The 18,819-nt window shown below is 71.3% G+C and carries 15 protein-coding genes; 3 read left to right on the top strand and 12 right to left on the bottom strand.

The window, feature by feature from the left end; genetic code table 11:
- Positions 1-78: 78 nt before the first annotated feature.
- Entirely contained in the window at positions 79-705 is a 627-nt protein-coding gene (locus ACQP2O_RS21745) for a TetR/AcrR family transcriptional regulator (RefSeq protein WP_433188040.1), read from the bottom strand.
- A gap of 30 nt (positions 706-735) precedes the next feature.
- The gene (locus ACQP2O_RS21740) at positions 736-1,581 is read right to left on the bottom strand and encodes a class I SAM-dependent methyltransferase (protein ID WP_433188037.1); all 846 of its coding nucleotides are present in this window, start codon (positions 1,579-1,581) and stop codon (positions 736-738) included.
- A 158-nt stretch (positions 1,582-1,739) separates the two neighbouring features.
- Here ACQP2O_RS21740 and ACQP2O_RS21735 point away from each other — a divergent pair, with 158 nt between their 5' ends.
- Together ACQP2O_RS21735 and ACQP2O_RS21730 are read left to right on the top strand one after the other, a co-directional pair.
- Complete coding sequence (locus tag ACQP2O_RS21735; RefSeq protein WP_433188034.1) at positions 1,740-2,555, top strand: SAM-dependent methyltransferase; 816 nt, start codon at positions 1,740-1,742, stop codon at positions 2,553-2,555.
- Positions 2,556-2,634: 79 nt separating this feature from the next.
- Entirely contained in the window at positions 2,635-3,507 is an 873-nt protein-coding gene (locus ACQP2O_RS21730; protein ID WP_433188031.1) for an ADP-ribosylglycohydrolase family protein, read from the top strand.
- Between the two features lie 11 nt (positions 3,508-3,518).
- Here the strand turns inward: ACQP2O_RS21730 and ACQP2O_RS21725 are convergent, their stop codons facing one another.
- Entirely contained in the window at positions 3,519-4,391 is an 873-nt protein-coding gene (locus ACQP2O_RS21725) for a helix-turn-helix transcriptional regulator (RefSeq protein ID WP_433188029.1), read from the bottom strand.
- A gap of 119 nt (positions 4,392-4,510) precedes the next feature.
- On the opposite strand from ACQP2O_RS21725, the gene ACQP2O_RS21720 reads away from it, so the two are divergent.
- Positions 4,511-5,290: an NAD(P)H-dependent oxidoreductase gene (locus tag ACQP2O_RS21720; protein WP_433188027.1), complete on the top strand. Its 780-nt coding sequence runs from the start codon at positions 4,511-4,513 to the stop codon at positions 5,288-5,290.
- A gap of 68 nt (positions 5,291-5,358) precedes the next feature.
- Here ACQP2O_RS21720 and ACQP2O_RS21715 read toward each other — a convergent pair whose 3' ends face one another.
- From ACQP2O_RS21715 to ACQP2O_RS21675, 9 genes are all read right to left on the bottom strand, one after another.
- The gene (locus ACQP2O_RS21715; RefSeq protein ID WP_433188024.1) at positions 5,359-5,673 is read right to left on the bottom strand and encodes a hypothetical protein; all 315 of its coding nucleotides are present in this window, start codon (positions 5,671-5,673) and stop codon (positions 5,359-5,361) included.
- A gap of 341 nt (positions 5,674-6,014) precedes the next feature.
- On the bottom strand, positions 6,015-7,172 hold the full coding sequence (locus ACQP2O_RS21710) for a glycoside hydrolase family 5 protein (protein ID WP_433188021.1): 1,158 nt from the start codon (positions 7,170-7,172) through the stop codon (positions 6,015-6,017).
- A gap of 153 nt (positions 7,173-7,325) precedes the next feature.
- Positions 7,326-9,026, bottom strand: a complete 1,701-nt coding sequence (locus ACQP2O_RS21705; protein WP_433188019.1) for a glycoside hydrolase family 6 protein — start codon at positions 9,024-9,026, stop codon at positions 7,326-7,328.
- A 115-nt stretch (positions 9,027-9,141) separates the two neighbouring features.
- Positions 9,142-12,063, bottom strand: coding sequence for a glycoside hydrolase family 48 protein (locus ACQP2O_RS21700; RefSeq protein ID WP_433188016.1), 2,922 nt, complete (start codon positions 12,061-12,063; stop codon positions 9,142-9,144).
- Between the two features lie 76 nt (positions 12,064-12,139).
- Positions 12,140-13,168, bottom strand: coding sequence for a LacI family DNA-binding transcriptional regulator (locus ACQP2O_RS21695; protein ID WP_433188013.1), 1,029 nt, complete (start codon positions 13,166-13,168; stop codon positions 12,140-12,142).
- 242 nt (positions 13,169-13,410) lie between these two features.
- On the bottom strand, positions 13,411-14,196 hold the full coding sequence (locus ACQP2O_RS21690) for a CPBP family intramembrane glutamic endopeptidase (RefSeq protein WP_433188011.1): 786 nt from the start codon (positions 14,194-14,196) through the stop codon (positions 13,411-13,413).
- A complete protein-coding gene (locus ACQP2O_RS21685) occupies positions 14,184-14,936 on the bottom strand; it encodes an enoyl-CoA hydratase-related protein (protein WP_433188008.1) in 753 nt (250 codons plus the stop codon). Before ACQP2O_RS21685 ends, ACQP2O_RS21690 begins: the two co-directional genes overlap by 13 nt.
- Before the next feature lie 246 nt (positions 14,937-15,182).
- Complete coding sequence (locus ACQP2O_RS21680) at positions 15,183-17,108, bottom strand: biotin carboxylase N-terminal domain-containing protein (protein ID WP_433188005.1); 1,926 nt, start codon at positions 17,106-17,108, stop codon at positions 15,183-15,185.
- Between the two features lie 3 nt (positions 17,109-17,111).
- Positions 17,112-18,710: an acyl-CoA carboxylase subunit beta gene (locus tag ACQP2O_RS21675; protein WP_433188002.1), complete on the bottom strand. Its 1,599-nt coding sequence runs from the start codon at positions 18,708-18,710 to the stop codon at positions 17,112-17,114.
- Positions 18,711-18,819: the final 109 nt, after the last annotated feature.

Here is an 18,819-nt window from a genome sequence, read left to right as displayed (position 1 = left end):
CACGGTGGCGGGACAGAGGTGACGCCGGAGCGCGAGCGCCCGCCTTTACGTAATAAGTTTCAGCCGGAACGGCGCAGGTCAGCGGCCGATACCGGCGAGCACGGCGGCGACCAGCGCGTCGACCTCCGTCGGCTCGACCGGCATCGCCTCCGGCACGAGGCCGCCGCCGAACAGGAGCGACAGGACCGCCTCATGGCAGACACCGACGATCATCCTCGCCGCGGCGTCGACCTGCGCGTCCGGGGCCAGGCGGCCCAGGTCCCGCTCCGCCCGCAGATAACCGATCAGCCGGCCCCGCCAGGTCTCCCCCGACCCGACCAGGTCCGCGAACCTGGTCAGGGTCTCGGGCTGGGCGAGGAGCCCGGCCATGGCCGGCAGGATCGTCCGGTGCAGCGCCATTCCGTGGGTGACGTAGGCACGCAGATTGGCCTCGATCGTGTCGCTGCCCGGCTCTGGGAGGGCCGGCAGGCCGCGTTCGACCGCCCGCACCCGGGCCCGCAGGGCGTGCGCCAGCAACTCCTCTTTGTCGGCGAAGTGGTTGTACAGCACGCCGTCCGCCACCCCGGCCTCACGCGCGATCCCTCGTACGGTGAGCCCGATCGTCCCGCGTTCGGAGATCATGCGTTCGGCGGTGGCGATCAGATGCTCGCGCAGGCTCCGCTCGCCGCCGCCGTCGCGGAGCACCGCAGCTCTTCTCGGTGACATCAGCAGGCATCGTACGGGCGGAGCGCCGGGTCAGGATCCGGCGGGGCGGCGCGCGGTCACCAGCCATGCCGTCCCCCGCAGCCGGACGCCGTCGGGCCGGGCGAAGGACCCGAGGGCGGCCGTGAGCGCGTCCCGGGCCCTGGCCGCCGCCTCCGGGCCCGCCTGGTCCATGTGGTGCTTGACGGGCCCCCAGCCGCCGATGAACTCGGCCGCGTCGGCGCCGTCCCGGCCCCAGACCTGATCCGCCTCGACGCGCGTGCAGCCGACCTCGCCGAATCCCGCATCGGACAGGACCGCCCGGACATGCGCGGGGTCGGCGAACGACGTCGGGCCGGTGCCGTCCGGTCCCGTCGGCTGCGGCAGATGGGCGGCCATCGCCCCGAAGACGGCGCCCAGGTCCGTGCCTTCCAGCCGGGTCATGCACACGAACGCGAGCCGCCCGCCCGGCCGGAGAGCCCGGCCGATGTTGGCGAACGCGGCCACCGGGTCGGCGAAGAACATGACCCCGAACCGACTGATCGCCGCGTCGAAACCGCCCGCCGGGAACGCGTGGACCTGGGCGTCCGACTGCTCGAAGGTGACGTTGGCCACGCCCTCCTCGGCCGCGCGGGCGCGCGCCGTGGCGAGCATGGGCGCGGACAGGTCGACCCCGTGGGCTCGCCCGGACCGGGCCGCGCGGGCGGCGAGCCGGGTCAGCCGGCCGTTGCCGCAGCCGATGTCCAGCACCTGCCCCTCCGTGGTGATCGTGGCCGCGTCGAGGATGAACCGGTTGAACCCATCGTTGACGGCGTCGTAGCGGTCGGCATGACCCGCCCAGTGCTCGCCCTCGTAGCCGTTCCACGCCTCCGCCTGGGCGGTGTTGACGATCTGAGCCATCGAGGCCCCCTCACTTCCGAACGATATGAACACACGTTCATGAACGTGTGTTCATAATGAGCTCGAGACCCGCCGCCGTCAAGGGCGGCATAGCGGTACACGCGGAGGAACCGGCAGGATGGGACTCCGCCCGTCGAACGGCATCGAGGAAGGGCCCCGTGACCGACAGCTCATCCAGCCCTGGACCAGCCCCCACGCCGGAGATCGACACCACCGTGCCGCACTCGGCGCGCGTGTGGAACTACTGGCTGGGCGGGAAGGACAACTATCCGGTCGACCGGGCCGCCGGTGACCGGTACCGCGAGATCTTCCCCGGGATCATCGACACGGCCCGCGCGTTCCGCCATTTCCTCGCCCGCTCCGTCCGGTATCTGGCCGGCGAAGAGGGCATCCGGCAGTTCCTCGACGTGGGGACGGGACTGCCGACGGTCGACAACACCCATGAGGTCGCCCAGCGGGTCGCGCCCGAGTGCCGCATCGTCTACGTCGACAACGACCCGCTGGTCCTCGCGCACGCCCGCGCGCTGCTGACCAGCTCGCCCGCGGGCCGGACCGACTACATCGACGCCGACATGCGCGAACCCGAGAAGATCGCTCAGGCGGTGGCCGAGCCCCTCGACCTGACCCGTCCCGTCGGGCTGATGCTCATGGGCGTACTGGGCCACATGGACGACTACGACGAAGCGCGGTCGATCGTTCGGCGGCTGATGGACGCCCTGCCTTCCGGCAGCTTCCTGGCGCTCGCCGACAGCATCAACGTCGGAGCCGCGCACCAGGAGGCCGCCCGGAACTACAAGGACAGCGGCGCGGTGCCCTACCACCTGCGGACACCGGAGCAGATCACCGGCTTCTTCGCCGGACTGGAGCCGGTCGAGCCCGGCATCGTGCCGATCCAGCGCTGGCGTCCGGAGCCCGACCCGTTCGGCCCTCCCGCCGAGGTGGCGACGATGGGCGGCGTCGCCCGCAAGCCCTGACGGCGGGAACGTTCGGAAGGCGTGCCGGCGGTGCCGTCCGCAGACGGTAGCGGCGAGACGTCCGCTACCGTGGCGGGCGATGACCGCTCTGGACTCTCTTGCCGGGCTCTCCGTCGGTGACGCGTTCGGCGCCCAGTTCTTCGCCACCGAGAACAGGCGGCTGCTCTCCGACGAGACGGCGACGCCGCCCGCTCCCTGGCCGTGGACGGATGACACGGAGATGGCCTGCAATCTGGTCGATGTCCTGCATCGGCACGGGGAGGTGGACCGCGACGCCCTCGCCGCGGCGTTCGCGGATCGTTACGACCCCTACCGCGGATATGGGCCGGGCACGGTGGTCCTGCTGAGGGCGCTTCGCGACGGAGAGTCGTGGCGTGCGGTCTCCCCCGCCCAGTTCGGCGGTCGCGGTTCGATGGGCAACGGCGCCGCGATGCGGGCCGCACCGCTCGGCGCGTACTATCCCGGCGACCTCGAACGGGTGGCGCTGGAGGCCGCGGCGTCGGCCGTCGTCACGCACGCGCACCCGGAGGGCATCGCCGGCGCCGTCGCGGTGGCGGTCGCGGCCTCGTACGTCACGCGCGGTGACGCGGACGGGCTGATGGACGCCGTCCTCGCGCACACTCCGAACGGCACCGTGCGTGACGGCGTGGAGCGGGCCGCCGGGCTGCTCGACCGGACCCGCGAGGAGGCGGCGTACGAGCTCGGCAACGGCGCACGGGTCCTCGCGCACGACACGGTGCCGTTCTGCCTGTGGGTCGCCGCGCGCCATCTCACCGACTACGAGCAGGCGGTGCGCACCTGCGTGGCCGTCGGCGGGGACATCGACACGACGGCGGCCATCACCGGCGGCATCGTCGCCGCCCACACCGGCGCCGGCGGCATTCCGGAATCCTGGCTGGCGGCCCGCGAGCCCCTGCCGGACTGGGTGACCGGGTCCGGCGCGGGTCCCTGATCTGACGGGGGCTACCCGCGCTCGGCCCGCCGTTCGTCTCCGGCCGGTGCGGTCCAGGTGCCCAGGAGCCGCAGGGCGGTCTCCGCGTCGCCGTCCTGTTCCGGCAGGTGGACGTCCAGCTGCCGGCCCGGCTGCCCGTCCGGAGCGGGAACGTGCAGCGTCTCGTACCGCAGCCACAGCTCCCCCACCGCCGGGTGACGGAACCCCTTGAGCCCGTTCTCGCAGACCATGACGTCGCCGGCCGCCCACAGGGACCGGAATTCCCGGCTGTGCGCCGTCAGCTCTGCCACCAGCTCCGCGAGTCCCGGGTCGTCGGGGTCCCGCCCCACGGCCAGGCGCAGGACGGCCACGGTCTCCCGGGCGCGTTGTTCACGATCGGGGAAGGTCTCGCTCGACCGGGGATCGAGGAACAGGTACCGGGCCTGGTTACGGTCGCGCGCGCCGTCCTCGAGCCCGCCGAACAGCTCGGAGCCCAGCCGGTTCCACGCCAACAGGTCCAGCCGGCCTCCCATGATGACGGCCGGCATGCCGGTCATACCGTCGAGCACGCGCCGCAGATCCGGGCTCACCCGCTCCTGCCTGGAGACAGGGCTGGGACGCGCCCGCCGGGTCCTGGCCAGACGGCGGAGATGATCGCGTTCGGTGGCGTCGAGGTCCAGCACGTCGGCCAGGGCGTCGAGCACCTCATCCGACGGCTGGGTCGCGCGTCCCTGCTCCAGCCGTACGTAGTAGTCGACGCTGATCGCCGCGAGCTGCGCCAGCTCCTCCCGGCGCAACCCCGCGACCCGGCGGCGCGGACTGGTGGTAAGTCCCATGCTCTCGGGGCTCACCCGTGCCCTGCGCGCGCGGAGGAACGCCCCGAGTTCCCGACCGTCGTCGTTCATACCGACCACTATGCACGTCCGGGAACGCCCGAAACCGGCCCTGTCAGTACCAGGATGGCGAATCCGCCGGAAGCACAGGGTTCTGGCGACGTCCGACCGCGTGCGGGAGAACGGTGACCATGAGCAACATCCTCGTGGTCAGCGCCCATCCCGAGCCCCGTTCCCTCAACGGCACGCTCGCCGCGTTCGCCGCCGACGAGCTTCGGCGGGCGGGGCATGAGGTACTGGTCTCCGATCTGTACGCCATGAAGTGGAAGCCCGCCGTCGACGCGGACGACTTCCTCGACCACGACCCGGGCGAACGACTCGACGTCATCGGCGCCTCCGGCCGCGCCTACACCGAGGGCCGCCTGTCGCCGGAGATCGCCGCCGAACAGGACAAGCTCCTGTGGGCCGAGGCCGTGATCCTCCAGTTCCCGATGTGGTGGTTCTCGATGCCGGCGATCCTCAAGGGCTGGGCGGACCGGGTCCTCACCTACCGGTTCGGGTACGGCACGGGCAAGGTCGGCCGCGCGCTGTACGGCGACGGAACGCTCGCCGGGCGGCGGGCGATGCTCTCGCTGACGATCGGCGCGGACGAGCCGTCGTTCTCGGCCCGCGGCGTCCATGGGCGGCTGGACGACCTGCTGTTCCCCATCCAGCACGGCATCCTCTACTACACGGGGATGGACGTGCTGCCGCCGTTCGCCGTCTTCGACTCCCTCACGGTCGACGACGAGCGGTTCGGGCGGCTGACGGACGCCTACGGAGAGCGGCTCCGGACCCTCTTCACGACCGAGCCGGTGCCGTACCGTCCGCTGAAGGGCGGCGACTACACCCGGAGCATGGAGCTCAAGCCGGGCCTCGAGCCGGCCGGCGCCGGCGGCCTCGCGATCCACCTCCGCCCCGACGAGCGGTGAACGACGGTGCCGCCCGCCGCCGTCAGGCGCGGAGCGCGGCACCGCCGTCCGGGCGCACCGTCTCGGCGTCAGGGGGTGCAGGTGTACGTCGTCCAGTACTTCGTGGTGTTGGCCTTGATGATCCAGGCGATCGTCTTGCCGCGCTTCACGTAATGGCACTTGCCGCCGAACTTCAGGGTCTTGGTGTTAATGGGCACCTTCGCGATCGTGAAGTCACCGCAGTTGTGGTAGTGCATGGAGATCTTGCCGCCGGCTTGCTTGGCCGTCGATGTGCCACAGCGCCAATGCGGATCGGCGTGTGCGGCCGGGGAGACGGTGGCCAGCAGCCCGGCCGTCATCGCCAGACTCGCGAGCGCCGTGCGGGTGATCCGAAGATTCTTCATGTGATCACATTCTCGCGACCGGAAGAACCGGTACCAGGGGCCGCGGTCTCAATCTCACCGCTCCGCATTGGGCTCGCAGACCCAGCGGCAAGCGGGTCGTGAACGGGACGCCGGGGCCGCCCGGCGCTCCCACACCGTTCGGTGGTGGCCCCGGCGTTCCACTCGTCCAGTCGTTCCAGGTGCGCGGAAGGTTGCCATCGGATCGCGATTTTTTGGACATGCCGGAAGGGCACCGGGATCGCGGCGCTCCCACCGTTGGGTCGACCCCGGTGCCCCGTCTGGCGGTCGCCTCCTGGGGACGGCGACGCGCCGTTCCCGAGAGGCGAGCCCCCGGCCTCCGGTCAGCTCGGAGGGATCAGGTAGGGGGTGAGGTAGGCCTGCTTCGTGGTGTTGACGGTGGTCCAGTCGTCGTTCAGGATCCCGCCGGTGTCACCGGAGTTGGGGTTCCAGCACCAGTACGTGAAGCTCATCCCGCCGGCGCCCTGGCCGAGGTAGGCGAGCAGCGTCTTGAGCCAGGTCTGGTCGCGCGGGTCCTGCAGGGTCGTGCCGAACTCCCCGAGGAGGACCGGCGCGACGTTGTTCTTGTACAGGTAGCCCCAGTTCTTGTCCCAGATCCCGGCTAGGTTGTTCGGGAAGCTCGGGTCGGAGAACCACGGCTGCGGGTAGACGGAGGTCGCGTAGTCGTGCGCGGAGTAGACGAGGCGGTTCGCGACGTTCAGCCGCACGGGGGCCGAGGCGGCGCCCTGGAGGTTGCCGCCCCACCAGTAGCCGTTCCCGTTGTAGCTGTCGACGCCCTCGACGATGATCAGCCAGTTGGGGTTGACCGCGAGGATGGCGTTGCCGGCGCGTTCGGCGGCGAGCCGCCAGTCGGTGGACTGGTCGCCGCAGCCCCAGCAGGCCGGGCTGTGCGGCTCGTTGTGCAGGTCCGCGCCGACGACCGTGCTGTTGCCCGCGTACCGCTGGGCGAGCATCTTCCAGTCGGAGATCCACCGCGACTCGGGGTAGGCGCTGGTGTACCAGAGCGCGGACTGGCTGCCGGAGTCGGGCCGGTGCCGGTCGAGCAGGACCTTCAGTCCGATCTGCCCGGCATAGGCGATGATCTTGTCGAGGATCTGCAGGCCGCCCAGCCCCTGCAGGTCGGGGTTCTTGTTGTAGTCGATGCTGTTCGGCGTGGATCCGGAGTCGAAGAGCTGGTTGGAGTACGGCAGCCGCAGCGTGTTGTACTTCAGGCCCTTGATCTGGTCGAGCATTTCCTTGTAGCCGCGGCTCCACAGGCCGTGCGGCGCGTACGTGCTGGTCTCGGCGCCGAACCAGTTGATGCCGGTCATCCGGACGGGCTGGTTCTGGGAGTCGAGCAGCTGCCGGCCGCTGGTGTGCCAGTAGCCGGTGCCGGCGGCGCTCGCCGGGCCGGCCCGTCCGACGATGGGTACGAGGGCCAGGGCGAGCAGGGCGACGATGGTGGTCACGACGCTGGGAACGCGTCTGAGCGGCGAGGTCAACGAGACTCCCTCCGGCGGTTCGAGTGCGGGACGAGGCGGCGCGCCCCGCGGGGAGCGGGTCCCCCGTGGAGGGCCGGGCGGAGGCGCCATGAGGCAGCACCTCCGCCCGGCGTCGGTGGCGCGGGTCAGACCCGCGTGACGGTCACCGGCGTCTTACGACACCGGCGGGTAGGCGTTCTGCATGAGCTGGTGGAACTGCGCGGAGAACCAGTGGCCGGACAGCGGCGCGTCCGCCAGCGCACCGGTCGGGCTGTTGCCGTTGCGCGGGTTCCCGCCGTAGGTCGGGTCGCACATCTGGTCGAAGCCCTTTCCCTCGTCGTTCGGGATGGACTTGCTGGAGCCGTCGGACTCCCCCGGCGGCTTGACCCACGCGTAGGCGTCGAAGCCGGCGGCCGGAGAGGCGGTCGGCCGTGCGCCGAGGCCCGCGCCGGACTGGTTGCACCAGTCGCCGACGTGCGGCCGGCGGTCGACGCGCTCGGCGTTGACCTGCGTGTTGATGTCGCTGGCCGAGCTCGGCCCGGTCGGGCGGGCCGCGCCGCCCCAGCCGTTGCGGGAGGTGTCGATGACCATGCCGATGGACGACGGGAAGCCGTCCGAGATCAGCTGCTGGCGGAACGACGTCCCGTAGGTCGACTCGTCGACGTACCGGTTCCAGTCCACCCACTTCGACTGGCGGGTCTGGTCGGTGACCGTCAGGTACGGCTCGGTGGTCGCCGAGTAGTTGGCGGTGTTGATGACGAAGCCGTCAACGCTGTTCACGCCGGCGGTGGTGCCCTTGGCGACGGTGGCGAACTGCTGCGCGGCGGGGGCGAAGTTGGTGTCCCAGCCGAGCCAGCCGTGGTGCGCGGCGTCGAGGTAGGTGTAGACGTTGCTGATCGCGTGCAGCTTGTTCAGGGCGTACTGGACGCCCTTCACGTAGTTGCCGTTCTGCTGCATCGTCTGGCACTCGCTGGTCGCGGTGTTGCCGCTGACGTTGGTGATGAGGTTCGGCAGCGAGTCGGGCTCGATGTAGGTGACGATCTTGAGGTTCGCGTACTTCGAGTCGCTCATGATCGACGCGATGGGGTCGATGTACGAGGTCTCATAGCGGCTGAGCTCTGTCGGGCCGAGCTCGCCGTTGGAGGCCAGGGCGGCACAGTCGCGGCCAGGCAGGTCGTAGATGACGAACTGCGCGTAGCTCGCGCCCTGGGAGAGCGCCGCGTCGAGGTGGGCGCGCAGGCCCATGCTGCTGCTCGTCCCGGCGATGGTGACGATGCGGTCCAGCCAGACGGCGGTCGGCTGGTTGGCGATCGCGGTGCCGCCGTCGCCCTTGGCCTCGGCCGACCACTCGGGGTTCACGTAGCCCTTGCCGCCGGCGAACGGGTTGTCGACATGAGATCCGCTCGGTGGCGGCGTGGGCGTCGAGCCGCCGCCACCGCCGGGGGTCCCGTTGCAGGTGGTGCCGTTCACGCTGAACGACGTCGGGGCGTCGTTCGTCCCGGAGTAGGAGGCGTTGAAGCCCAGCGACGTCGACGCGTTGGTGCCGAGGCTGCCGTTGTAGGACAGGCTCTGAACCGTGACGTGCTTGCCGGACTGGGAGAACGTGCCGCTCCAGCCCTGGCTGATCTGCTGGTTGCCGGCGAAGTCCCACTCCAGGGTCCAGGAGCTGATCGGGTCGCCGAGGTTGGTGATGCCGACGCTGGCGGTGAAGCCGTTGCTCCACTGGTTCACCGAGTAGGTGACCTGACAGCCGACGGCCGCGTGTGCCCGGCCCATGCCGAACAGTACGGATACGAGGCCGAGCAGGAGCGCGGCGATCGCCACGCCCGCCCGGTCCATCCGCAGCGCCAGGCCACGGTGGGGGTTGACCTTCATCGGGATGTTTCCTCCTCAGAGAGTTTTGGGAGCGCTCCCATCTGCGTGACTCCGCGGCCATCGGGGCCGCCGAGCCGGGCCCCGGGGACGCGGGCCGCGTCCCCGGAGCGCTCGTTCACTGGTCGAACAGCTGGCCGTAGGTCGCCATCGCCATGGCGATGTCCGACTGCGCCCAGAACCGGTGGTAGTTGAAGCTCGGCGCCGCCCCGCCGTTCAGGTACGACTGGACCTTCGACCAGGCGGGATCCTGCTTGTACCAGGAGCGGATCGACAGGAACGTCGCGCTGCTGTCGATCTTGTCGCCGTTCGGCATCGTCCCGGTCCAGCCGGACGGCACGTAGACGCCGTCGTGGTTGGTGTTGGAGGTGCTGTAGGCCTGGTTGAACCGGTTGTAGTCCGTACGGGTCTCGGGCACCGAGATGCCGATCCCGTCCTGGTCCTTGCTCCACATGTCGTCGAGCAGGGTCTGCGCGGTCGACTTGGCGGTGGTGTCGCCGGACTTGGCCGCGTAGTACGCCAGGGTCTTGGCGTACGCCGCCGTCACGCCGACGTCGTTGGTGTAGTCGGCGATCGTGACGTGCAGGCCCGCGTTGGTACCCGGGCTGGAGGCGTTCCAGGTGTCGGGCTGGCCGCTCCAGTGCAGCGTCGAGGGGATCTGGTAGGTCCCGTCGGCGTTCAGCTTGGTGTTGGCCGTCGCCCAGCTCACCCACTTGCTCAGCAGGGTCTTGGCGGTGCTGTCACCGGTGACGTAGTAGTACTCGGCGACCCGCTCCATCGACCACGCCTGGAAGCCGAACCACTGGTTGCTCGGCGGGTCGTGGTAGACCGGCTCCCAGTCGTAGGCCATGCCGTAGAACGTGGAGTCGCCGGCCGGCGGCGTGCCGTACGCCCCGCCCCAGCTGTTGGTCGCCCCGCCGGCGATCGCGCCTTCGGAGGACTGCAGCCAGCGGTAGAACTCCAACTGCCGCTGCAGGCTCTTCTTCCAGTCGTCGACGCCGGTCGCCGACTTCGGCTGCATCGCCGTGTCGGTGGTGAGGGCGTACGCCGCCATCGGGTTCTGGTAGCCGGAGTGGGAGGCGCCGTCGCCGATCCGCCACGCCCAGCCTGCACTGGAGTCGGTCGCGCCGCCCCAGGCGTAGTACCACGACAGCAGGTAGTGCTCGCTGTCCTTGCCGGTGCCGGCCGGGCAGCTCGGGCTGGTGCAGTTACCGATCTTCTTGAAGTACTTGTCGAAGAAGGAGTACCGCAGGTAGTCGCCCATCTTGCCCGCCTTGGCGACCGTGGCGGACACGTCCGAGCCCTTGCCCTGCTGCTTGGCCCAGGTGTCGGCCCAGTACGCGGCCTGGATGGCGCGCGCGTCGGCGTCCGGGGCGTCGGTGTACTTCCACTGCTTGGCGTAGCTGGAGTCCTTGATGAACAGGTCCAGGTAGCCGTTCTTGCCGCCGTAGGCGAACTTGTCGCAGGTCGGCTGCGGGATCGTCTCCCACACCGACTCCTGCGGCCCGCGCTGGTAGCTGTTGATGTAGGACGGCGCGTTGGTCTTCGGGCCCTCCTCGCAGCCGCCGCCGGGGGTGTCGCCGTAGCCGTAGGTGTTGTCGACGTCCTGCAGCCAGTGCATGCCGTACACGTCGTCGGTGCCGTACGCCGACTTCAGCTCGGCGGCGATCGGGTCCTGGCCGACGGAGACGCTGGAGTCGATCTGCGACGGGTACTGGTCGGGCAGGTCGTGCTCGGCCGCGTACGTCGCGGGCTTGCTCGCGTTGTAGAAGCTGTTGGTGGGCTGGTCGGCGTGGGTGGGGATCATGTACTTCTCCATGAGCGCCCACGCGTTGTTGAACTTGCTCCAGTCGCCGGTGACCTTCCCGTACACCGCCTGCATCCAGATCAGGTAGCTGTAGGCCTCGGAGGTGGTCTCGTGCCCCTGGTCCGGCGCCTCGACCATCAGTGTCTCCACCGAGTGGTACGGGATGCCCTCCTTGCTGAAGTAGCCGTTGGCCGGGTCGGTGATCTTGTTGTAGAGCGTGAGGAAGCGGTCCTCGTACGCGCCGTTCGACTTGGTCTCGGTGACGGTGACGCTCGCCGAGTCGTACCCGGTCGCCTTGGCGGTGAAGGTGGCCGCGCCCGTGCTCGAGGCGTCCGCGGTGACCGTGACGTTCTGCGCGGTCGACCAGTTGGACGAGGTGAAGGTCAGGGTGCCGCCTGCGGAGACCGTGAGGCCGGTGTTGCCGCTCGCCCGCGCGACCGTGACGGTCACGTTGCCGGACGGCTGGCTCGACAGCTTCACGCCGAACGTCCCGGTCGTGCCCTGCTGGACCGCCAGCGCGGCCGGGCTCGCGACGACGGCGGGGCCGCTGGCGACGTGCACGCCGACCGGCGTGGACTCGGCGGTGGCGCCCTGGCTGTCATAGGCCTTGGCGTACAGCGAGTAGTCCCCGGCCGGCACGCTCGCCCAGTCGAAGGAGTACGGCGCGGAGGTGTCGGTGCCGAGCAGCGTCGTGTCGTTGTAGAACTCGACCTTGCTGATCGTCGCGCCGTCGTTCGCGCTCGCCGTGGCGGCGAGCGGGATCGTCGCGCCCGAGCTGTACGTCGAGCCGGCCGCCGGGCTGGTCAGCTCCGCGGTCGGGGCCTTGTGCGCACCCGTGCAGGTGGTCCCGTTGAGGGAGAAGGACGTCGGGTTGGCGTTCGTTCCGCTGTAGGTGAAGTTGCCGCCGACGCTGACGGTGCCGTTGGTGGCGATCGCGCCGTTGTAGCTCAGGCTGGCGACGGTGACGTCCTTGCCGGACTGCGACCAGGTGCCGCTCCAGCCCTGCTGCAGGGTCTGGTTTCCGGCGTAGGAGTACTTCAGGGTCCAGCCGTTGATCGCCGGACCGAGGTTGGTGATCGTGATGTTGGCGGTGAAGCCCGAGCCCCAGTCGTTGACCGAGTAGTCGACCTTGCACTGCACATCGGCGGCGTGCGCTCCGGTGCCGGCGACGAGCACGCCGGCCAGGAGCGACAGGACGACTATGAGCGGTCGCCACCTCTGCCGTCTCTTCATGGGCGGAATTCCTCCTGACGGGGGGCACCACCGGCCCGCTGGGCCGGCTGCTGGGGGGTCGGCCGTACGGGCCGGGTCACGCGGAGTCGCGGATGATCAACTTGGTGTTGAGCACGACACCCTGGCCGGTGGACGCGTCCCCGGCGATGCGGCCGAGCAACTCGCGGGCCATCCGGACGCCCATGTCCTCGATCGGCTGACGTACGGTCGTCAGCCGTGGACGGACGCGCCCGGCGATCGGCGAGTCGTCGAAGCCGACGACGGCCACGTCGTCGGGCACCCGCCGGCCGGTGCGCCGCAGGGCGCGCAGTGCGCCCACGGCCATCTGGTCGGAGGCGGCCAGTACGGCGTCGATGTCGGGCCTGCGGTCCAGCAGGCGGTTCATCGCGTGTTCGCCCGACGCCTGGTGCAGGTCGCCATAGGTGATCAACCCGGAGGTCGGCAGGCCGGCGTCGCCGACGGCAGCGCGGTATCCGGCCAGACGGTCGACCCCCACGGCGCGGTCGGGCGGCCCGGCGATCGTGCCGATCGTCTGGCGCCCGCACTTGAGCAGGTAGTCGACCGCCGTACGGGCGCCGCCGCGGTTGTCGGCGTCGACGTACGGCAGCGGCGTCGTCCAGAGGGGACGCCCGGCCAGCAGGACGGGGACCCCGGTCTGGCGGAGGGCCATGGCGGGGGCTCCGTGCGCGCTGATGAGGAGCACGCCGTCGGCACGGCCGCCGCGCAGGTACTCGGCGACGGTGCCCCAGCGACCGGCGCGGCCGACGACCAGGACGACGAGCTCACGTTCGTCGCCGAGCTCGCGCCGGACGCCGGAGAACAACCGGGCGAAGAACTGGTCGGTGAAGACGCGCGCGTCGTCCTCGCAGACGACCGCCGCGATCGACCCGCTACGGCGATCCGCGGGGGCGGCGCGGTGACGCACGTAGCCGAGCCGTTGCACGGCCTCTTCGACACGGGAGCGGGCACGCGGGCTGACGCGGGCGGTGCCGTTGATGACGCGTGACGCTGTGGCGGGTGAAACTCCGGCGAGGGCGGCGACGTGGGCGAGCGTCGGCGTCTCGACGGCGGTGCAGGAGGGTGCGGAGAGTTCCCTTCCGTTCACGGAAATGACTCCCTTCAAGCGCTAACGGCTCGAGTGGCGGGGGTGTGGGAGCGCTCCCACCATCCAAGGCGCGCGAAAGGGTTGTCAAGAGGAATGTATCAACCGTGTAAACGCGGAGTTTCCTAGCGGCGATCACCGCACGTCCGGCCCTGCGGCAGAGCAGGAGGGTTGCCCGCGGAGCCGTCCGGACGGACCGCTGATCCGCCGTGAAAATCCATGAAAGGGGAAGAAAGACGTGGCGTTCAGGGCAGCCAGGACACGTGTCCGTGCAGGAGCGTGTAGCCCACGAACGTGACGGCGTCGATCAGGGTGTGGGCGACGATGAGCGGCATGGCGCGGCCCCATCGCCGGTACAGGACACCGAACAGCAACCCCATGATCAGATTCCCCGCGAAGCCGCCGAACCCCTGGTAGAGGTGGTACGAGCCGCGCAGCACGGCGCTCAGCGTCAGGGCCCGGCCCGGCGACCACTCGAGCTGCGACAGCCGGTGCAGCAGGTACCCGGCGACGATCACCTCTTCGAGGATGCCGTTCTGCGCGGCGGACAGCAGCAGCACCGGGATGCGCCACCACACGGCCGGCAACTGCGCCGGGACGACGGCGAGGTTGGCCCCCGAGTAGTACGCCGCGAGGTAGAACGCGAGGCCCGTACCCCCGACCACGGCGGCCAGCGCCGCGCCCCGCAGGAGGTCCTGCACCGGCCGGCGGCGGTCCACGCCCAGCGTCCTGAGGGACTCGCCCGAACGGGCCAGCAGGTAGGCGACGAGCGCGACCGGCGCCAGCGCGCTCGCGATACCGAACAGCTGGAACGTCAGGTCGATCCAGGGCCGTCCGGGCGCGTACGAGCCGACGATCAGGGCCTTCTGGTGCGACAGCGCCTTCGGCCGGGTGAGCGAGGCGATCAGCTGCAGCAGGGCCTGGACGCCGCTCGCGCCGAGGGAGACCGCGAAGACGACCCAGATCTCGGCGGTGAGCAGCCGCCGGCTCAGCGGCTCGGCGCGGACGTCGGCGACGGTCACGGGATCCACCGCGGGTCGCGCTTCTCCAGGAACGCCGCGATGCCCTCCCGCGCCTCCTCCGAGGCGAACCGCTCCGCGGACAGCTCGGCCATCCGCGCGAAGTCCTCCTCCACCGACGGGCCCGGCACCGTGCGCGGCAGCCGCTTGGCGAGGGCGAGGGCCTCCGGCGCTCCGCGCAGCAGCATCCCCGTGTAGTGGGCGACGGTCGCGTCGAGCTCCTCCGGCGGCACGGCGCGGCTGAGCAGGCCGATCTCCTGCGCCCGCCGGGCGTCGAAGACCTCCCCGGTCAGGAAGTACTCGGCGGCGGCACGCTGATCCATGCGGCGCAGGCAGGTCACCGCGATCATGGCGGGCACGACGCCGAGCCGCACCTCGCTGAAGGCGAACGTCGCCGTGTCGGGCGCGATCGCGATGTCGCAGGCGGTGACCAGCCCGAGCCCGCCGGCCCGCGCGGGCCCGTTGAGCCGCGCGACCACCGGCTTCGGGCTGTCCCAGACGAGCGTCAGCAGCCCCGGGACGTCCGGTGGAGGCTCGCCCGCCGACTGCTCCTTCAGGTCCGCGCCCGCGCAGAACACCGGCCCGGTGCCCGTGAGCACGACGACGCGCACGGCATCGTCGGCGGTGACGGCGGCGAGCGTCTCGCGCAGCTCCGTGACGAGCCGGCGGGACAGCGCGTTGCGGTTCCGCGGCGAGTCGAGGGTGACGGTCGCGACGCCGCCCTCGGCGGTGAGACGGACGAGCGGTTCCATGGATCACATCCTGGTGCATCGGCGGACCGGGCGCGCCACGGGGTACACGGACCGCGGCGTGCCGACAGTGAGGACCGGGTCACGCCCCGGCGTCGAGGGGCCTGGACGGTTCCGGTGAGGACGGGGTCAAGCCCCGGCGTCGAGAGGACCGGGGGCGGTCCCGGCGACGGGTTCCCCCGTCGCCGGAGTGGCCTCTCCCGCGGCGGCTTCTCCCCGGCGCCCCGGGCGCCGCCTCGGCGCCCGGGTTCAGCTCTCGGCGACGACGGCGAGGACGGCGCCGGTCTCGACCTGGCGGCCGACCTCGGCGTGCAGTGCCGTGACGATCCCGGCGGCCGGGGCGAGGATCTGGTGCTCCATCTTCATCGCCTCGAGCCACAGCACCGGCTGCCCGCGCTCGACGGTCTCGCCCTCGCGCACCGCGACCCGGACCACCGAGCCGGGCATCGGGGCGACCAGCGTGCCCGGCGCGACCTGCTCGGCCGGGTCGGGCAGCCGCTCGACCGCGGTGAGGGTCACCGGCCCGAGGACGGAGTCCACGTGCACGCGCCGGTCGTACGACGCCACGGCGAACCGGAGCCGTACGCCATCCTCGTCGAGGACGACCTCGCCGGGCTCGGCGGACACCAGCGCGACGCCTGGATGGCCCTCGGCGGTCAGGCCGTCGCGGGTGAGGCGGTAGGCGACCTCCGCCTCCTCGAAGACGGCGCGCTGCGGCTGGGACGGGACGTTGCGCCAGCCGCCGGGCAGGTCGCGCAGCACCGGGGCCGCCCGGCGGTTCGCGGCGGCCCGGGCGAGGGCGGCGGCGAGCGCCGACAGGCGTACGGCCTCCTCGCCGGCGAGCGGCGCGGTCGTGGGATGGCGGTCCAGGAAGCCGGTGTCGGTCGCTCCGATGAGGAAGGCCTCGTGCCGCAGCGTGGTGACGAGCTGGTCCCGGTTGGTGACGAGGCCGTGGACGCGGGCACCGGCCAGGGCGGTGGCCAGGCGGCGCACCGCCGCGGCGCGGGTGGGCGCGTAGGCGATGACCTTGGCGAGCATCGGGTCGTAGTGCGTGGAGACGACGCTGCCGGAGACGACCCCGGAGTCCAGCCGCAGCCCGTACCCCGAGGGGACGGCGAACTCGGCGTCCACACCCGGGATCGCGAACGCGTGCAGCGGGCCGCTGTGCGGCCGGTACCCCTCGGCGGGGTCCTCGGCGTAGAGCCGCGCCTCGATCGCGTGGCCGCGCGGGCGGGGCGGGTCGCGCAGCACGGCGCCCTCGGCCACCTCGATCTGCAGCGCGACCAGGTCCACGCCGTACACGCACTCGGTGACGGGGTGCTCGACCTGCAGCCGGGTGTTCACCTCGAGGAAGTAGAAGCCGCCGTCGGGGGCGAGCATGAACTCCACGGTGCCCGCGCCGGTGTACCCGATCGCGCGGGCCGCCGCGGACGCCGCCTCCGACAGGCGCTGCCGCAGGGCGGTGTCGACGGCCGGGGACGGGGCCTCTTCGATCACCTTCTGGTGGCGCCGCTGGATGGAGCACTCCCGCTCCCCCAGCGTCCAGACCGTGCCGTGGGAGTCCGCGAGGACCTGCACCTCGATGTGGCGGGCGCCAGTCAGCAGCGGCTCGCAGAAGACCGTGGGGTCGCCGAACGCCGAGGCCGCCTCCCGCCGCGCCGACTCGACGGCGTCGGGTAGCTCCTCGGCGGCCCGGACGACGCGCATGCCCCGGCCGCCGCCGCCCGCCGACGCCTTGACCAGGACCGGGAAGTCGGTCACCGTCTCGGGGTCCAGCTCCGGCAGGACGGGCACGCCCGCCGCTTTCATCAGCCGCTTGGCCTCGATCTTGGAGCCCATCGCGGCGATCGCCGCCGGGGACGGACCGACCCAGGTCAGTCCGGCGGCGACCACCGCGTCGGCGAACGCGGCGTTCTCCGACAGGAAGCCGTAGCCGGGGTGGATCGCGTCCGCGCCGGAGGCCTTGGCCGCCGCGATGATCGCCTTCTGGTCGAGGTACGTCTCGGCCGGGGTCGCGCCGGGCAGGCGCACCGCCAGGTCGGCCTCGCCGGCGTGCGGCAGCGACGCGTCGGGGTCGGAGAAGACGGCGACCGTGGTGATGCCGAGATCGCGGCAGGTGCGGAACACCCGGCGGGCGATCTCGCCACGGTTCGCGACGAGCAGTCGTGAGATCATCGCCTACATCCTGAAGACGCCGAAGCCCTGCGCGGGCTCGGCGGCGGGGGCACTGTTGATCGCGGACAGGCAGAGGCCGAGGACGGTGCGGGTGTCGCGTGGGTCGATCACGCCGTCGTCGTACAGCCGCCCGGACAGGAAGAACGGCAGTGACTCGGCCTCGATCTGCTGCTCGACCATCGCGCGCATCTGAACGTCCGCCTCCTCGTCGTACGCCTGGCCGCGGGCCTGGGCGGCCTGGCGCCCGACGATGGACAGCACGCCGGCCAGCTGCGCCGGGCCCATCACGGCGGACTTGGCGCTCGGCCAGGTGAACAGGAAGCGCGGGTCGTACGCCCGGCCGCACATGCCGTAGTTGCCCGCCCCGTACGACGCTCCCATGACCACGGTGAGGTGCGGTACCCGGCTGTTGGACACCGCGTTGATCATCATCGCGCCGTGCTTGATGATGCCGCCCTGCTCGTACTCGGCGCCGACCATGTAGCCGGTGGTGTTCTGCAGGAACAGCAGCGGCGTGCCGCTCTGGTTCGCCAGCTGGATGAACTGCGCGGCCTTCTGCGCCTCTTCGCCGAACAGCACGCCGCGCGCGTTGGCGAGGATCCCGATCGGGTAGCCGTGCAGCGTCGCCCAGCCGGTGACGAGGCTGTCGCCGTACAGCGGCTTGAACTCGTCGAAGTCGGAGCCGTCGACGATCCGCGCGACCACCTCGCGCGGGTCGAAGGGCACCTTGAGGTCGTCCGGGACGATGCCCAGCAGTTCGTCCTCGTCGTACGCGGGCGGGCGCGCGGGCAGCGGTTCGCGTCCTTGCTTGTGCCAGTCGAGCCGGGCGACGATGCGGCGGCCGATCCGCAGCGCGTCGTGCTCGTCGGCGGCCATGTAGTCGGCCAGGCCGCTGGTGCGGGCGTGCATCTCGGCACCGCCGAGGCTCTCGTCGTCGGACTCCTCGCCGGTGGCCATCTTGACCAGCGGCGGGCCGCCGAGGAAGACCTTGGCGCGGTCCTTGACCATGACGACGTAGTCGCTCATGCCGGGCAGGTACGCGCCGCCGGCGGTGGAGTTGCCGAACACGAGGGCGATCGTCGGGATGCCGGCGGCCGACAGCCGGGTCAGGTCGCGGAAGGTGCGGCCGCCCGGGATGAAGATCTCCTTCTGCGTCGGCAGGTCCGCGCCGCCGGACTCGACCAGGTTGATCAGCGGCAGTCGGTTGCGCAGCGCGATCTCGGCGGCCCGGAACGACTTGCGCATCGTCCACGGGTTGCTGGACCCGCCGCGTACGGTCGGGTCGCTGGCGCCGATCACGCACTCGACGCCCTCCACCACGCCGATGCCGGCGACCACGCTCGCACCGACGGTGAAGTCCGTGCCCCAGGCGGCCAGCGGCGACAGCTCCAGGAACGGCGAGTCCGGGTCGATCAGCAGCTCGATCCGCTCCCGGGCCAGCAGCTTGCCGCGCTTCCGGTGCCGTTCGACGTACTTCGGACCGCCGCCCGCGACCGCCTTGGCGTGCTCGGCGTCCAGCTCCGCCAGCTTGGCCAGCATCGCCGCCCGCCGGGCGGCATAGGCCGGGCCGGCGGTGTCGAGCGCGCTGGTGAGAACCGTCATCCCATCCCTCCGTCACCGAGGGCTCCGGGCCCCCGTCCGTCGAGTATGGCCAACCACACCGGCGCGGCGGAAGATCGCCGGGCCCGTGAGTCGAATCTCATTCGGTCAG

This window comes from Actinoallomurus sp. CA-150999 (genome assembly GCF_050942425.1).
GTDB lineage: Bacteria > Actinomycetota > Actinomycetes > Streptosporangiales > Streptosporangiaceae > Actinoallomurus.
The sequence above is the reverse complement of the archived record's forward strand: the minus strand, read 5'-3'. Positions and strand labels throughout refer to the sequence as shown.

What these genes read in the sequence shown, in the direction of transcription:
- ACQP2O_RS21745 (WP_433188040.1), bottom strand. Translation starts at nt 705, where the DNA reads ATGTCACCGAGAAGAGCTGCGGTGCTCCGCGACGGCGGCGGCGAGCGG.
- ACQP2O_RS21740 (WP_433188037.1), bottom strand. Translation starts at nt 1,581, where the DNA reads ATGGCTCAGATCGTCAACACCGCCCAGGCGGAGGCGTGGAACGGCTAC.
- ACQP2O_RS21730 (WP_433188031.1), top strand. Translation starts at nt 2,635, where the DNA reads ATGACCGCTCTGGACTCTCTTGCCGGGCTCTCCGTCGGTGACGCGTTC.
- ACQP2O_RS21725 (WP_433188029.1), bottom strand. Translation starts at nt 4,391, where the DNA reads ATGAACGACGACGGTCGGGAACTCGGGGCGTTCCTCCGCGCGCGCAGG.
- ACQP2O_RS21720 (WP_433188027.1), top strand. Translation starts at nt 4,511, where the DNA reads ATGAGCAACATCCTCGTGGTCAGCGCCCATCCCGAGCCCCGTTCCCTC.
- ACQP2O_RS21715 (WP_433188024.1), bottom strand. Translation starts at nt 5,673, where the DNA reads ATGAAGAATCTTCGGATCACCCGCACGGCGCTCGCGAGTCTGGCGATG.
- ACQP2O_RS21705 (WP_433188019.1), bottom strand. Translation starts at nt 9,026, where the DNA reads ATGAAGGTCAACCCCCACCGTGGCCTGGCGCTGCGGATGGACCGGGCG.
- ACQP2O_RS21700 (WP_433188016.1), bottom strand. Translation starts at nt 12,063, where the DNA reads ATGAAGAGACGGCAGAGGTGGCGACCGCTCATAGTCGTCCTGTCGCTC.
- ACQP2O_RS21685 (WP_433188008.1), bottom strand. Translation starts at nt 14,936, where the DNA reads ATGGAACCGCTCGTCCGTCTCACCGCCGAGGGCGGCGTCGCGACCGTC.
- ACQP2O_RS21680 (WP_433188005.1), bottom strand. Translation starts at nt 17,108, where the DNA reads ATGATCTCACGACTGCTCGTCGCGAACCGTGGCGAGATCGCCCGCCGG.
- ACQP2O_RS21675 (WP_433188002.1), bottom strand. Translation starts at nt 18,710, where the DNA reads ATGACGGTTCTCACCAGCGCGCTCGACACCGCCGGCCCGGCCTATGCC.